This is a genomic window from Vicinamibacteria bacterium, assembly GCA_035620555.1.
In the GTDB taxonomy this organism is placed as follows: domain Bacteria; phylum Acidobacteriota; class Vicinamibacteria; order Marinacidobacterales; family SMYC01; genus DASPGQ01.
Map to the genome: position 1 here is coordinate 1 of DASPGQ010000673.1, position 14847 is coordinate 14847.

General features: G+C 62.0%; 12 protein-coding genes. 7 read left to right on the forward strand and 5 right to left on the reverse strand.

Annotated features, from left to right (window positions below; translation table 11 throughout):
- Together VEK15_27330 and VEK15_27335 are read left to right on the forward strand one after the other, a co-directional pair.
- Positions 1–455: VOC family protein (locus VEK15_27330; GenBank protein HXV64441.1), on the forward strand; the 455-nt coding region annotated here is incomplete at its 5' end.
- Positions 456–742: 287 nt separating this feature from the next.
- Entirely contained in the window at positions 743–1492 is a 750-nt protein-coding gene (locus VEK15_27335) for a MipA/OmpV family protein (protein HXV64442.1), read from the forward strand.
- Between the two features lie 7 nt (positions 1493–1499).
- Here the strand turns inward: VEK15_27335 and VEK15_27340 are convergent, their stop codons facing one another.
- The 3 genes from VEK15_27340 to VEK15_27350 are packed head-to-tail and all read right to left on the reverse strand — an operon-like array spanning position 1500 to position 3867.
- Positions 1500–2009 (reverse strand): lipocalin family protein, encoded by a 510-nt coding sequence (locus VEK15_27340; protein HXV64443.1) that lies wholly within the window; start codon positions 2007–2009, stop codon positions 1500–1502.
- 20 nt (positions 2010–2029) lie between these two features.
- On the reverse strand, positions 2030–3085 hold the full coding sequence (locus VEK15_27345; protein HXV64444.1) for a cyclopropane-fatty-acyl-phospholipid synthase family protein: 1056 nt from the start codon (positions 3083–3085) through the stop codon (positions 2030–2032).
- On the reverse strand, positions 3082–3867 hold the full coding sequence (locus VEK15_27350) for a DUF1295 domain-containing protein (GenBank protein HXV64445.1): 786 nt from the start codon (positions 3865–3867) through the stop codon (positions 3082–3084). The genes VEK15_27345 and VEK15_27350 overlap by 4 nt, the downstream gene beginning before the upstream one ends.
- A 75-nt stretch (positions 3868–3942) precedes the next feature.
- Here VEK15_27350 and VEK15_27355 point away from each other — a divergent pair, with 75 nt between their 5' ends.
- The 4 genes from VEK15_27355 to VEK15_27370 are packed head-to-tail and all read left to right on the forward strand — an operon-like array spanning position 3943 to position 7716.
- Positions 3943–5187, forward strand: a complete 1245-nt coding sequence (locus VEK15_27355; protein HXV64446.1) for an FAD-dependent oxidoreductase — start codon at positions 3943–3945, stop codon at positions 5185–5187.
- Positions 5187–5942: a DUF1365 domain-containing protein gene (locus VEK15_27360; protein ID HXV64447.1), complete on the forward strand. Its 756-nt coding sequence runs from the start codon at positions 5187–5189 to the stop codon at positions 5940–5942. The genes VEK15_27355 and VEK15_27360 overlap by 1 nt, the downstream gene beginning before the upstream one ends.
- The gene (locus tag VEK15_27365; GenBank protein HXV64448.1) at positions 5939–7207 is read left to right on the forward strand and encodes a cyclopropane-fatty-acyl-phospholipid synthase family protein; all 1269 of its coding nucleotides are present in this window, start codon (positions 5939–5941) and stop codon (positions 7205–7207) included. The genes VEK15_27360 and VEK15_27365 overlap by 4 nt, the downstream gene beginning before the upstream one ends.
- On the forward strand, positions 7204–7716 hold the full coding sequence (locus VEK15_27370) for a DUF2878 domain-containing protein (GenBank protein ID HXV64449.1): 513 nt from the start codon (positions 7204–7206) through the stop codon (positions 7714–7716). The genes VEK15_27365 and VEK15_27370 overlap by 4 nt, the downstream gene beginning before the upstream one ends.
- Before the next feature lie 115 nt (positions 7717–7831).
- Here VEK15_27370 and VEK15_27375 read toward each other — a convergent pair whose 3' ends face one another.
- Both VEK15_27375 and VEK15_27380 read right to left on the reverse strand, forming a co-directional pair.
- The gene (locus VEK15_27375; protein HXV64450.1) at positions 7832–9304 is read right to left on the reverse strand and encodes an SDR family oxidoreductase; all 1473 of its coding nucleotides are present in this window, start codon (positions 9302–9304) and stop codon (positions 7832–7834) included.
- Positions 9305–9824: 520 nt separating this feature from the next.
- Positions 9825–12959, reverse strand: a complete 3135-nt coding sequence (locus VEK15_27380) for a hypothetical protein (protein ID HXV64451.1) — start codon at positions 12957–12959, stop codon at positions 9825–9827.
- Between the two features lie 104 nt (positions 12960–13063).
- Between VEK15_27380 and VEK15_27385 the strand changes: the two genes are divergently transcribed.
- The gene (locus tag VEK15_27385) at positions 13064–14692 is read left to right on the forward strand and encodes an acyl-CoA synthetase (protein ID HXV64452.1); all 1629 of its coding nucleotides are present in this window, start codon (positions 13064–13066) and stop codon (positions 14690–14692) included.
- Positions 14693–14847: the final 155 nt, after the last annotated feature.

Below are 14847 nucleotides of genomic sequence, written 5' to 3' on the forward strand. Positions count from 1 at the left end.
TTCAGTTCTACGCCGAGCACTTCGGCTGCCGTCTCGTCGGCGTCGGCAATAGTGACCCGGAAAGGGTGCGTACCTTCTTTGGCGTCGACGCGGAAGATCCGAAATGTCGGATCGGTTGGCTGCGAACTCCGGGTGGCGGCATGCTGGAGATCTTCGAGTTCACCCCAGGGCAGCCGGCCCAGAACGTGGTGTGGAGCCGCGTGGGCATGACGCACATCAGCTTCGACGTGAAGAACTGCTACCAATGGCGTGACTATCTGGCGAAGCAGGGAGTCGAGATCGTGAGCGAGGTCGAGAAGTCCAAACACGGGCACACGTTCTTCTTCATCAAGGATTGCGACGGGAACCTGATCGAGCTCATCGACTTGAAGTACCGCTACCCGCTCTTGAGGCACCTGGGCTGGCTTGGCGGCTGGCTCTTTCGTCGCGGCATGTACAAGAAGCACTACGGCTAACAGCCAGCAGATCGTTATCGCCAGAGGACGCCGCAGGAGGCAGATGGCGATGTCCCCCCGGCAATTGTGCGAGGTGTGTACAATAAAAATGTTAGATATTTTATTGACAGTAGAATCGTTCTTCTCTACACTACGTTTGTCGGATGTCCGTGAAGCTCGATTCCATGAAACAGCGTGCCGATCAAAGACGCCAAGGCGATGAACGTGATGAAACAGGTTTTCTTCGAGCCCGCCTTCCGAGCTGGTCGAGATCACCGATTCCGGCAAGAGAATAGGAAAGGATTGACATGGTATCGATGAGGGCCGTGTTCGTCATCGGCGCCCTGGTTATAGGCGCGTCGGTCGCTGCCGAAGAATCCCAGAAGCTCCGCTGGGGCGTGGGCGGCGGTTTCGTCTCGAGCCCTCGGCCCTACGTGGACGCGAAATCGAAGACGTTTCCTATCCCGGTTGTCAACTTCCGTTATCAGCGCTGGTTCGTTCAGGGAATCCGGGGCGGTTACGAGCTCCTCTCTACTCCGAAATGGAACGTGAGCTCGTTCGCGCAAGCGCGCTTTCAGGGGCTGGAACCGGAAGACAGTCCCTTCCTCGAAGGAATGGAACGGCGGCGCACGTCGATGGATGGCGGCGTCGAGGTCGTCTACCGAGGACGGCCGGTCGGCTTTCGAGCCGCGGCATTGACCGACGTGCTCGGGAAGAGCAACGGACAGGATTTCAACGCCCAGGCGGTCACCGGGGCTCCACTGGGGAAGAGGCTTCTCGTTCTCGCAGGATTCGGACCGAGATGGCAGTCGGCGCGCTTTGTGGACTACTACTACGGAGTCGGGATCGAAGAGGCGACGAGCATGAGGCCCGCCTACGAGGGTCAGGGAACGCTCTCGTGGGACCTCGCATTTTCGGCGATCTACCGTCCTTTGCCACGCTGGTCCCTCTTCGCTCTCTGGAACCGCACCACCTTCGGCGAAGGAATTCGCCAGAGCCCGACGGTCGATCGCGATGCGATATCCAGTTTCGTCCTGTTCGTGACGCGCGATTTCTAGGCCGACGTCATGGGACCCTCGTCCGCAGGATTCTCTCGACATCGAAACCCTGCGCCGCGACTCTGTCGATGAGCTCGCGATATCGCTCCTCGGCCATTTCCGGATCGCGAGAGAGCACCCAGAGGTACTTGCGATCGGGGGTCCCGACGACGGCGTAGCGATATTCCGAGTCGAGCTCGATTACCCAGTAGTTCGGCTTGATGAGCCAGGAGAAGAGCTTGAAGAAGAGTCCTTCGAAACGGACGACGAGTCGAGCGTTCGTCTCATCGAGGGGCTTCGCGCTTCCCCGAATCGTGCGCAGGCTGCCGTCCTCGGTGTAGCAGGTGTTGAGGACCGAGACCTTCCCGTCGGCGGAAAGACTGTACTCCGCCGTTGCCCCCACGCAGTCGCGCTGAAAGCGATTGGGAAGCCTCGCGACCTCGTACCATTTCCCCTGGTATCTCTCGAGGTCCAGGTGGGGCACGGTCGTAATCTCGGCGTTCATTGCCAGCATCGGCAGGAGCAGGCTCAGTAACATGATTCCTCCATCAGCGGCCATCATAAAGAAGCGAGGGAATGACGGGGCGAGAAGAGATAGTGCGAGACGGTCCACTCGTTTCCACCGTGGAAACCCCAGAGCTCAGCGCACGCCATGAAGAAGACACGCCATCGGCAAAGCCACCGTTTCGCGCCCTCCCGGCCGTAGACCGTCTCGAAGACTCGGAGCGCGGCGTCTCGCTCTCGATCCAGATTCCGAAGCCACGCTTCCGCGGTCTTCTGGTAGTGCCGGCCGGAGAGAGTCCAGTCGCGCACGAGCCCCACGTCGTCCTGAAAATGAAGGAGAAGGTCCCGGGACGGCATCGTGCCGCCGGTGAAAAAATACCGACCCATCCAGTCGTCCGCGCCATCGGTCTCGAAGGGATAGGCGAAGCGTCGATGGGTGAAGATGTGCACGAAAAGCCTGCCATCGAGGCGAAGCCAGCCGGAAATCTTCCGGAGAAGGCTCGAGTAGTTGCGCATGTGCTCGAACATCTCGACCGAGATGACCCGGTCGAAGCGGCGCTCGGTCTCGAATCGGCTCACGTTGCCCGTGACGACTTCGAGATTTCCGAGGCCGCGTTCCGAAGCACGCGCCTGGATGAATCGCTTCTGCGAAGCGGAATTGGAAAGAGCGAGGATCCGGCTCCGCGGGTGCCTTTCTGCGAGCCAGAGCGACAGAGAGCCCCATCCGCATCCAAGATCGAGAATGTCCATTCCGTCTTCGACGCTGGCGCGCTCGGCGGTGAGTCCCAGCATCGCTTCCTCGGCGTCGTCGAGCGCCTGGACTCCTTGGGGCCAGTGTGCGCAGCTGTACTTCAAGTGTTTTCCCAGGACGAGCTGGAAGAACTCCGCGGGCACTTCGTAATGCTGCTCGTTGGCTTTGTCGGTCTCGACGGCGATCGCGCTTTCGTCGAGGGACCGGAGCAAGGCGCGGAACCGCTCTCGTTGAGCTTCGACTCCACCGCGCTCCTGCTCGGAAATCCGCGAACGGAGGATGGTCCGAATTCCCATCCGCACGAGCGCGTCGGGGACGAGACCGGTATCCACCAGACGAAACGCATTCGGCCAGATCACGGGGAAGCCTCCTCGCGCGGAAACCACGGCACGAAGACGCTCGTCGTGCGCTGATAGCGGCGGTACTCGTCGCCCCGTCTTCGAAGCGCTCTTTCTTCGGTCGGCGGAATCCCGGTAACGCGCAAAACGAGGTAGAGCATGAGGAGAGGGCTCGCCAAGGCGGCCACGCCGTAGGGCGCCCGGAGCGCCGCGATCGCATAGCCCACCCAGATGAGCCATTCGAAGAAGTAGTTCGGGTGCCGGGAATAACGCCAGAGACCGGTGCGGCAGGTCTTTCCGCGCATCGCCGGGTCGCGCCGGTGGCGGGCGAGCTGCCGGTCGGCCAGGCTCTCGAACAACAGAGCCGCAAGAGAGAGCGTATAGCCTGCGATCTCGAGCGCACCGATGGCCGGACGCTCGTCGAACGCGATGAGAAGAAACGGGAGCGACAGCAGCGCCGCGAGGAGCCCCTGCGCCTGGTAGAAAAAGAAGAAGAAACGATGGGCGCGTTCTCCCCACCGCACCCGGATCTCCTGGTAGCGTCCGTCCTCGCCCGAGCGGTGATGCCGGAGCACGATGTAGGCGGCGAGTCGAGACGCCCAGAGGGCAACCACGAATCCCATCAACAGACGGCGGTCAAAAAGACCCGGACCCCGGGCGGCGAAGAAGACAGCGAGAAAGCCCACGCTCGCCGCCCATCCCGCATCCACGAGGCTCGCGTCGCCCTTGCGGAGCTCGACGAGCCAGAGCGCAACGAACAGTAGAATGACCAGCGCCCAGCCTTCCAGCCAAAGTGTAATCATTGTCTCAATAACTGACCCAATTATATGCGTATGTCTTGACAATATACAATAAAATATATAGATTAAATCAACACAATGAGAATCGCAGTCATCGGCGGCGGTATCTCAGGCTTGACCGCCGCCTATCTGTTGTCCCGAAAGCATCAGGTCACTCTGTTCGAAGCGTCGAACCGGATCGGAGGACATGCCTACACGGTTTCGGTGCCGTCAGAGAACGGCCCAGTCTCGATCGACATGGGGTTCATCGTTTTCAACAGGGAAAAGTACCCCAATTTCGTTCGCCTCCTCGGGGAGCTCGGCGTCGATTCCCAGCCGAGCGAGATGAGCTTTTCTGTCCGGTCCGAAACGAGCGGGCTCGAGTACCGCACCACGTCGCTGAACACGCTCTTTGCCCAGAGACGAAACCTGCTCTCTCCATCCTTCCACCGCATGATTCTGGACATCGCACGGTTCAACCGGCGCAGTCGCGAGCTCCTCCAGAACGGAAACCACTCGACAACGACGCTCGAGCAGTACGTGACGGAGGGGGGCTACTCGCGCCGCTTTTGGGAAGACTTCCTCGCCCCCATGGGCTCGGCGATCTGGTCGGCGGCGCCGGAAAACACGAGCCGGTTTCCCGCGACCTACTTCGCCCGCTTCTTCGCGAACCATGGATTCCTCGAGCCGAACGGGGGGTATCTCTGGCGTACGATCCGAGGAGGCTCGCAGAGCTACCTGCGGCGCATCGTCCTCCCTTTCTTCGATCGGATTCGTTTGAACGCGCCGGTTCGGGAGATCCGCCGGTTCTCCGACCGGGTCACCGTGGCCACCGAGAGCGGCACGTCGGCGTTCGACCACGTCGTGATCGCCGCTCACAGCGACCAAGCGCTCGCCATGCTGAAGGATCCCACCGAGTCCGAGAAAGATGTCCTGGGTGCGATCCGCTATCAGCCGAACGACACCCTGCTCCACACCGACGATCGCCTCCTACCTCGGAATCGTCGCGCCTGGGCGAGCTGGAACTACGTCGTGCCGGCTCGTCCCCAGGCGAGTCCTCACGTCACGTACTACTCCAATCGACTCCAGAGCCTCGGCGACGGCCCCAACTATTGCGTGAGCTTGAACCAAACCGCTTCCGTTCGTCCGGACCGGATTCTGGACCGAGTCGAGTTCCACCATCCGATCTACACCCAGGCAGCCCTGGACGCCCACTCCCGAGTCTCCGAGGTGAGCGGACGCCATCGCACGTCCTATTGCGGCGCTTATTGGGGGTTCGGCTTTCACGAAGACGGGGTGAACAGCGCTCTCGAGGCGACGGCGCCCTTCGGGGTCACACTGTGATGGAAAGCTGCATCTACGACGGTTGGATCCGCCACCGGAGGTACGAGCCTAAACCGAACCACTTTCGCTATCGGCTGTTCCTGCTCTATCTCGATCTCGCCGAGATCGATGAGGTCTTCTCGAAGAGGTGGCTCTGGTCGGCGTCGAGGCCGGCGGTCGCTCGGTTTCGAAGGTGCGATCACCTCGGCCCTCCGGACGAATCGCTCGAGCGGTCCGTGAGGAAGCTCGTCGCCGAGCGCTCGGGGAGAAGCCTGCGGGGCCCGATTCGACTCCTCACGCATCTCGCCTACTTTGGCTATCGCTTCAATCCCGTCAGTTTCTTCTATTGCTACGAAGAAGATGGCCGCACGCTCTCGACCATCATCGCCGAGATCAACAACACCCCGTGGGGCGAGCAGCACTGCTACGTGCTCGGAGGCGGAGGCCCGTCCGGAACCGTGCGACGGTATGAGCTCGAGAAGGAGTTCCACATCTCGCCTTTTCTCCCCATGGATATGGGCTATAGGTGGCGTTTCTCCATCCCGGGCGAGCGGCTCGCGGTACATATGGAGAACCTCCGCGACGAGCGCCTGGTGTTCGATTCCACGCTCTGCCTGGAGCGGGAGGAGCTCACGACGAGCGCGCTGAACGCGCGGCTCATCCGTTATCCGCTCATGACGCTCCAGGTGATCTCTCGCATCTACCTTCAGGCGTTCAAGCTCTGGTGGAAGAACGTTCCCTTCACCCCTCATCCCGATCGAGTGGTTCCGCGATGAAAGAATCTTTCACCCTTTCCACCGCCTGCATAAGGGAATCGAGTCGCGTGGCGGCGTTCCTCGACCATCTCGCGCGAAGCTTCGTCCATCGCTGCTGCCGTCACGTCGGCGGAGGCAGGATTCGCCTCGTGGAAGGAGGCTCGTGTCAGGAATTTGGCCCGCGCGAGCTTCCGCTCACCGCGACCGTCGAGGTACACGACACCAGCGCGTACCGTGCGGCGCTTCTTGGCGGGACCATCGGGGCGGCCGAGGCGTACATTGATGGCCTGTGGTCCACCGACGATCTCCCCGGTCTCGTGCGGCTCTTCGCCAGGAGCGATGCGGCTCACCACGGTCTCGAGGGCGGTCTCGCGAGGCTTGCCCGGCCGGCAAGAGTCCTCCATCAGCTCTCGCGAAGGAACACGCGCCGGGGCAGCCGACGAAACATCGCCGAGCACTACGATCTTGGAAACGACTTCTACCGCTTGTTTCTGGACGAGACGCTCGCCTATTCCTGCGGGATCTTCGAGGACGAAGCCGCCTCTCTTCGCGACGCATCGGTCGCCAAGTTCGACCGAATCTGCCGGAAGCTCCAGCTTTCCCACGCGGATCGCATCGTCGAGATCGGAACCGGATGGGGCGGCTTCGCCATCCACGCTGCCCACCACTTCGGCTGTCGGGTGACGACGACGACGATCTCGCGGGAACAGTACGACCTTTCGCGGGAGCGCGTCCGGGAAGCGGGGCTCTCAGGCAAGGTCGAGGTCCTCCTAGAGGACTACCGGGACCTCAGCGGCGTCTACGACAAGCTCGTTTCGATCGAGATGATCGAGGCTGTCGGCCACCGAAACCTCGATACGTTCTTTGCCAAGTGCGCCCGCCTCCTTCGCCCCGAGGGGTCGATGCTGCTCCAGTCGATCACGATCGCCGACCAGCGCTACGAGCGCCACCGTCGCGACGTCGATTTCATCAAGCGTTACATCTTTCCCGGTTCCACCATTCCTTCGGTCACGGCCCTCGTAAGGTCGATGACGCGGGCGAGCGACCTTCGACTCATCGACCTTGACGACATCACCTCGCACTACACGACCACTCTGCGGAAATGGCGGGAGCGATTTCTGGAGAATGTAAACGCCGTTCGCCGCCTCGGATTCTCGGAGCAGTTCGTCCGGATGTGGGACTTCTACTTCAGCTATTGCGAAGGTGGGTTCGCCGAACGCTACATCGGCGATGTGCAGTTGCACTTTGTGAAGCCTTCCTGGCGTCCAACCAGCGCGGCGTCGTGAAGCTCCTCTTCAACGTCGCTCTCTTCCAAATCGGGTGGTTCGCCTCCGTCCTGGGGGCGGCCCATGACCGCCCTTACCTGGGGCCTCTGATCGTCGGCGTGGCTCTCGCCGTCCACCTCCGCTTTTTCGCGACGAAGCGGGAAGGATTCCTGATTCTGGCGAGCGCCCTCCTCGGTGCCGTCGCCGAATCGGCCATCGGCCTCACCGGAGTCATCGCGTACCGCGCCGATCCGCCTCCGTCGTGGCTTTGCCCTCCGTGGATTGTCGCCATGTGGACGAATTTCTCGCTCACCCTTCGCCACTCGCTCCGCTGGCTCGAGCGCCGCTTCGTGCTGGCCGCAATCGCCGGCGCAGTGGGCGGGCCGCTCGCCTACCTGACCGGGCGACGGCTCGGCGCCATCGAGCTCATCGAGCCCGTGGCCGCAATCCTTTTACTTGCTGCTCTTTGGAGAATCGCCCTTCTCCTGCTTTTTGCCATGTCTAGACATCTCAAGAAAAATCAAGCCTGAATGGTGTAGATGGACTAAAAGTACAGTCCACAGTTCACAGTCGAGAGTTCCACCCGCGGTTCTTCGTCTGAGTTTTGGCACGGCGATTTCGAAGTGCGGCCCGCGGCCTCGGTAGCTATTCGATCTTCGGCGCGGCGGGAGAATCCAGGCTCGCGATGGCGGCGGCCCGGATTCCGCGCAGCATCCCGGCGAAGACGACCACGTGGAGTGGCAGAACGCCGTACCAGTACGCGATTCCCAAAAGGCCCTTCGGCTGGAACCGAGCCGTCTGTGTGAGCTGTGTTCGCGACTCGTCGATGGGCTTGACGTCGAAGTCGAGAGTTGCGATTCCGGGAAGCTTCATCTCCGCTCGGAGCTCGAGGCGTTTTCCCGGCTCGAAGTCGGTCACCCGCCAGAAGTCGATGGCGTCTCCATATTCGAGGTTGTCCGGATCGCGACGACCGCGCCGGAGACCCGGTCCGCCAGCGAGTCGGTCGAGAACACCTCGGAGCGACCAGAGCCAGGGGGTTCCGAAGTATCCGTGGCTGCCACCGATGCGCGAGACGACTCGAAATACGTTCTCCGCTGAAGCCTCGATGATGGTGGATCTCTGGTCGGTGAACGTTGTACCCCCGGCCCAATCGGGATCGCCAGGCATCACCCCAGCGTCCGACCACGCCGTCGGGACGCGATGGTGGCTCACCGAATCGAGCGCCTCGTCGATTGCTTCCCGAACGCTCATGAAGCGGTGAGCGGTCAGGCGTTTAAACTCGTCGTCGCGGCAGACGACGCGATTCCGGAGCCCTTCCGCCAATGGGCGCGCGATGCGATGACTGAGCGGGGTGACGAGGTGAATCCAAGCCGAGCTCAAACGCGGAGTAAGAACGGGAACGGGGATAATGAAACGGCGCCGCAGTCCCAGCGCATCTGCCATCGTTTGCATGATCTCGTGGTACGACATGATGTCCGCTCCCCCGATATCGAACGTTCGGCCCGTCGCTTCGGGGAGCGTCAAGACCTTCTCGAGCGCGTAGAGAACGTCTCGAACGGCAATGGGCTGACACTCGGTCCGCACCCACTTCGGCGTGAGCATCACCGGGAGCCGTTCGACGAGATAGCGCAGGATCTCGAACGACGCCGAGCCCGAGCCGATGATCATCGCCGCTCGTAGTGTCGTGACCGGCACGCTCGTCGATGCGAGGGCGCGCTCGACCTCCCGCCGGGAGCTCAAGTGCTCGCTCAGGTGCGAGCCCGTCTCTCCGAGGCCCCCCAGGTAAATGATGCGCGAAACCCCCGCCATTTCCGTGGCACGAGCGAAGGTCTCGGCTAGCCGGCGATCCACGTCGGCGTAGGCTTTGCCCGCAGCCTCCATCGAATGCACGAGGTAGTATGCCGCGCGGCAGCCACGCATCGCCTTCACGAGGCGGGCCTCTTGGGCCACGTCTGCCTCCACGATCGTGAGCCCCTCGCTTTGCGACCAGGGCCGCGATTCCAGTTTGCGTGCGCTTCGAGCGAGGGCCAAGACTTCGTAGCCGGCGTCCAGCAGACGCGGCACGAGCCGCCCCCCGATGTAGCCGGTGGCGCCGGTTACGAGAAGACTCTCCGTCACACCTGCAACTCACACGTCCACTTCGGCGTCGGCGTGTAAGCCCGAAGCTTCGTCCTCTTGTCGGACCCAGATTCGAGCCGACGGGATGAAAGCGAATCGGATATCACAATCACTACGGCTAACGATCAGCAGATCGTTTTTCGCCAATGGGCGGCGCGACGGGAGCCATCTTCGTAAACTCCTGCGGTGTTTCGCCCCGATGACGACGCCGGGTTCGTGTTGGTTGCCCCATTGCGAAAATCACACAGTGCATACGAATCCCTTGATAGACGCGGCAAACCGGAAGCTGCCGGAATGGCATCCATGTTGCTAATGGAAACCTGTAGAAACAACGATTCGTTGTTTCGAGGTTTTACGGCGGCTACGCGACTGGATGAGAAACAACTAGGACTGGGCGTCAACGTCGCGTGGACGTCGCTTCGTGGCGAGGTCGGATTTGGATGTTGGAATGTTCTGACATCCAAGGTTGGGGGATCCGGCCTCGCCTCATTTTTTTTGAATACCTGAAAGCGTTCCTGCGCTAATCCGGTTCCGTCGCCGGTTTTCCTACGAGAATCTTCGGATAGGAGCCGAGCGAGCCGTTCAAATCTCTGATGGTTGTCGACAGCAAGCGACTCAGGTCGTTCACGACCTCTGCCGTCTCCTGGCGGAGCTGCTCGAGCCGAACCATTTGCGGTTCTGTGGGACGCGCCGCGGCATCGCTGATGGCGCGAGCGAGTGAGCGCAGCTCCTCTCGAATGCGCGGATACTGGCGGTAGCCGAGCCCGGGAATGGGTCGCTGCAATCGGTCCTCGAGATCCTTCACTTCCTGGAGCGCGCTCCCCACGGTTTCGATGGCGAGCTCGGCGTCGTCGGGTCCCGAATCCTTCAAGGTGCTCTCCAGATGCTCGAGCTGCTCGTGAAGGGCCGCGGTCGTATCGATGACCCGGTGCACCTGTGAGGTCAGATCCCGCAGCTCGAGTCCGGCAGCGAGCTGTTTCTCATAGTCGGACTGGGTCACGTCGGTGATACGCGGGTCGGGCCGTACGGCGACCGGCTTTCGAAGCTCGGTCTCGCCAATCTTCACGGTAGCGCTGTAACTCCCCGGAACCGCGGCCGGGCCTTGGTTCGCAAACCGCGCGAAGAAGCCAGTTGGAGGAGGCTGGCTCTGGAGCGGCGTTGGCCCATCATGCTGGAGATCCCAAACGACGCGGTGCACTCCGGCCTCGACGTCCTTGACCGTCCATTCGCGAACCTTGTTCCCCTGCTCGTCGCTGATAACGAGGGTGACGGGCTCTTCCGGCAATTCTTTGGTATAGAAGTTGATGAAGGCTCCCGTCGGCGGATTCTCGGCAACGAACGTCCTCTGTCCCAACGACGCACCGCGCCGCCAGCTCTGCCAGAGTACGCCGGGCCGGATTTCGAACAGTTCGGCGTCCTGGGACATCGCCGCAGTCAGATTCTGGAGAGGACCCACATCGTCCAGTATGAAAGCCCCTCGTCCATGAGTGCCGATGATGAGGTCGTTCTCCCGCGGGTGGATACGGATGCCGCGCACTGACACCGGAGGCAAGTTATTACGTATCGAGGCCCAGGTCTGTCCGCCGTCCCAGGAGGCCTGGATCCCGCGCTCCATGCCGAGGTAGAGGAGCCGGGGGTTCTTGGGATCCTCGCGGAGCACCTTCGCGTAGTCGTCCTGAGGCAATCCCGCAGCGAGCGAGCTCCAGGTCTGGCCGTAGTCGGTCGTCTTGAACACGTGGGGACGGAAATCGTTCATCCGGTGCTGGTCGACCACGACGTACGCCGTTCCCCCGTCGTGGGAAGAGGCTTCGATGTTCTGTACCCAGGAGAACTCGGGGAGGCCGGGAATCCGATCCTTGACGTTCGTCCAGCGCGCACCTCCGTCTCGCGTGACTTGAATGTTGCCGTCGTCGCTGCCCACCCAGATCACGCCGGGCTCCACGGGCGATTCCGCGATGGTCATGATGGTGCAGTGGAACTCGGCCGCGGTGTTGTCGGTGACGACCTCGCCGCCGGAGGACTGCTGCTTGTCGGGATCGTCGGTCGTCAGATCCGGGCTGATGACGTCCCAGTTGTAGCCGTAGTCGGTGCTCTTGAAGACGACGTTTCCGCCGTAATAGACCGTTCCGGGATCGTGAGGCGAGATGTGGATAGGCGCATCCCAGTTGAAACGATAGCGGTGGTCGACGATGGCGTCCCCTGCCGAGCCCGTCTTCACCGGGTAGGGATGAATGCGCCGGGTGTTCCCCGAATTGATGTCGGTGATATTGATCGGCCCGCCCTGGGAGTTGGAATAGACAAGATGAGGCTGGCCGGGGATCGGAACGGCATAGAAGCCATCGCCACCGGAGACAGAGTACCAGTCGTCCTTCAGAATTCCCGCGGAGTTGCCGGTCCGGCTCGGACCGCACCAGTTCCCGTTGTCCTGGAGGCCTCCGCACACGTAGTAGGGGTCTCGGTCGTCGAAGAAGACGTGGTAGAACTGCGAGAGGACAACGTTGTTCACGATGTCCCAGTTCGTGCCCCCATCGAAGGAGACCTGAAAGCCCCCATCGCTTCCGCTGAGCAGGCGATCGGAATCCTCGGGATCGATCCAAAACGCCTGGTGGTCCCCGTGGACATCATCCGCGATGCGATCGAACGTACGCCCGCCGTCGGTCGACTTGAAAAGCCCGCCCGAGAGTGAATAGACGACCTCGGGATTCGTCGGGTCGACGCGGATGTCGCTGTAGTAGAAGGGGCGAAAGTTGATGCGCGCGTCGCCGTGGACCATCTTCCAGGATTCCCCGGAGTCGTCCGAGCGAAAGAGCGATCCTTCATCGACCGCTTCGGTGATGAGATAGACGATGCTGGGGCGACTCTGCGCGACTTGGACCCCGATGCGATCCATGGGGCCCTTGGGAAGACCATCGGTCTTCTTGGTCCATGTCTTCCCTCCATCGGTGGTTTTGTAGAGGGCCGTCTCCTTTCCGCCGCTGTCGAACCGCCACGGCCTCCGCCGGTGCGTCCACATCCCCGCGTAGAGGACCCGAGGATTCGATAGATCCATGTCGAGGTCGGAACACCCGGTATCCGCATCGATATAGAGCGCCTTCGTCCAGCTCTCGCCGCCATCCGTCGTCTTGAAGACGCCGCGCTCTTCGTTGGCTCCCCAAGCATGGCCCAATGCGCAGACGTACGCGGTATCGGGATCTCGCGGGTGGACCGCGATCCGCTTTATGCGCTCGGTATCGTCGAGACCGAGGTGGCTCCAGTTCTTCCCTCCGTCGGTGGAACGGTAGACTCCGTTACCGTACGAAGTGCTGTTGCGCGGGTCGCCCTCGCCGCTTCCGAGCCATAGGACGTTGGGATCCGAAGGAGCCAAGGCGATCGCCCCCACCGAGTAGACCGCCTCGTTCTCGAACTGGCCTTCGAAGGTCGTCCCTCCATTCGTGGTCTTCCATACTCCGCCATCCGCGCCGGCCACCCAGTAAGTCTTGGGATCACCGGCAACGCCAAGGATCGCGCTCACCCGGCCTCCCATGTTGGCGGGGCCGATCGAGCGCCACGCGATGGATCGGATCGCTCGCGCTTCGGCCGTTGGTTCTTCGGCAGCCGCAACGCTCCGGAGAAGACAAACGATGGTCAGCGCAGTGAACGTTTTGAAAGACATCATCAGCTCCTAACTGGGGCGCAAGAATAGTTCGATCGGAAAGGTGGCGCAACCGATCGCCCGTAAAGGCTCCGGTGTCGCCTCAGCCGGTGATGCTACCATCTCCCATGCCTTCGCCCTACGATGTCGGTCTCGAGAAGAACCCCGCGAATTACCAGCCGCTGACGCCGCTCCCGTTTCTCTCCTGGGCAGCCTCGGTGTTTCCTGATCATCCGGCCGTGATCCACGGGGAGCGCACCCACTCGTATCGCGAGCTCTACGAGCGCTCTCGAAGGCTCGCGAGCGCCCTCGTCCGCCGGGGTATCGGGCGGGGCGACACCGTGAGCGTCATGGCCCCCAACGTCCCCGCGATGCTCGAAGCCCATTACGGCGTTCCCATGTGCGGCGCGGTCCTGAACGCCCTCAACATTCGCCTCGACGCCGAGACCATCCGCTTCATCCTCGAGCACGGCGAGGCCAAGGTGCTTCTCACCGACCGGGAATTCAGCTCAACGATCCGAACCGCGCTCGCCGGGCTTTCGCGGAAGCCCTTCGTCGTCGATATCGATGACCCTCTCGCCGTGGAAGGCGATCGACTCGGCGACATGGATTACGAGGCGTTTCTCGCCGAGGGAGATCCGGATTTCGCCTGGGCGCTCCCGGAGGACGAGTGGGACGCCGTCTCCCTCAACTACACTTCGGGTACGACCGGCAACCCCAAGGGCGTCGTCTACCATCACCGGGGAGCCTATCTGCTGGCGGCGGGGAACCTGCTCGCCTGGCACATGCCCACCCATCCGGTGTACCTGTGGACCCTTCCGATGTTTCACTGCAACGGCTGGTGCTTTCCCTGGTCTCTGAGCCTCAACGCGGGAACGCACGTCTGCCTGAGGAAGGTCACCCCCGAAGGCATCCACGAAGCTATTCGCCGCCACGGGGTCACGCACCTCTGCGGCGCGCCGATCGTGATGCGGATGATCGTCGATTCGGTGGCGCGGAAGGGGCGGCCCTCGGACGGGACGGTGGAAGTGGCGACCGCGGCGGCTCCCCCGCCGGCCACCATAATCGGCGCCATGGAGGAAGCGGGCTTCCGGATTACCCATCTCTACGGCCTGACGGAAACCTACGGCCCGGCGGTGGTGAGTCCCTGGAATCGGGAATGGGATCACCTTCCTCTCGCCGAGCGCGCGACGAAGAAATCGCGCCAGGGAGTCCGCTACCCCGTCCTCGAGGGCTTGATGGTCGCCGACCCGAAGACGCTCGCACCCGTGCCCGCGGATGGTGCTTCGATGGGCGAGGTGTTCTTCCGCGGAAACGTGGTCATGAAGGGCTACCTGAAGAACCCGAAAGCGACGGAGGAAGCGTTCGCGGGCGGCTGGTTCCACTCCGGCGACCTGGGAGTGGTGCACCAGGACCGCTACATCCAACTGAAGGACCGTTCCAAGGACATCATTATCTCCGGTGGCGAGAACATATCGACCATCGAGGTGGAGTCCGTCCTTTACCGCCACCCCGCAGTCCAGGAAGCGGCGGTCGTGGCTCGCCCGGACGAGAAATGGGGCGAGACACCCTGCGCGTTCGTGAGCTTGAAGCCGGAAGCGCCCGCGGTCGACGAGACCGCGCTCATCGATTTTTGCCGGCAGCACCTCGCGCACTTCAAAGTGCCGAAGAAGGTGATCTTCGGGGAGCTCCCGAAGACCTCCACGGGCAAGGTGCAGAAGTTCGTTCTGCGCGAATGGGCCCGGAAAGAGAGCTGACGGTAACGGGATACAAAGAGGCACAATTTATTGAATGTGAAATTCATTTATTTGAAGTATGGTCGCCCTCGACGGAGGGCGGTCCCATGTCGACGAAGTCGGTCCGTTTTTCCGCCGCGGGTACGTGCGCGGCGGTGCTGGGTCTCGCGTGCCTC

Excerpts from the sequence above, each read along its gene's own strand:
- VEK15_27335 (HXV64442.1), top strand. The coding sequence starts at position 743 with ATGGTATCGATGAGGGCCGTGTTCGTCATCGGCGCCCTGGTTATAGGC.
- VEK15_27340 (HXV64443.1), bottom strand. The coding sequence starts at position 2,009 with ATGTTACTGAGCCTGCTCCTGCCGATGCTGGCAATGAACGCCGAGATT.
- VEK15_27350 (HXV64445.1), bottom strand. The coding sequence starts at position 3,867 with ATGATTACACTTTGGCTGGAAGGCTGGGCGCTGGTCATTCTACTGTTC.
- VEK15_27355 (HXV64446.1), top strand. The coding sequence starts at position 3,943 with ATGAGAATCGCAGTCATCGGCGGCGGTATCTCAGGCTTGACCGCCGCC.
- VEK15_27360 (HXV64447.1), top strand. The coding sequence starts at position 5,187 with ATGGAAAGCTGCATCTACGACGGTTGGATCCGCCACCGGAGGTACGAG.
- VEK15_27365 (HXV64448.1), top strand. The coding sequence starts at position 5,939 with ATGAAAGAATCTTTCACCCTTTCCACCGCCTGCATAAGGGAATCGAGT.
- VEK15_27380 (HXV64451.1), bottom strand. The coding sequence starts at position 12,959 with ATGATGTCTTTCAAAACGTTCACTGCGCTGACCATCGTTTGTCTTCTC.
- VEK15_27385 (HXV64452.1), top strand. The coding sequence starts at position 13,064 with ATGCCTTCGCCCTACGATGTCGGTCTCGAGAAGAACCCCGCGAATTAC.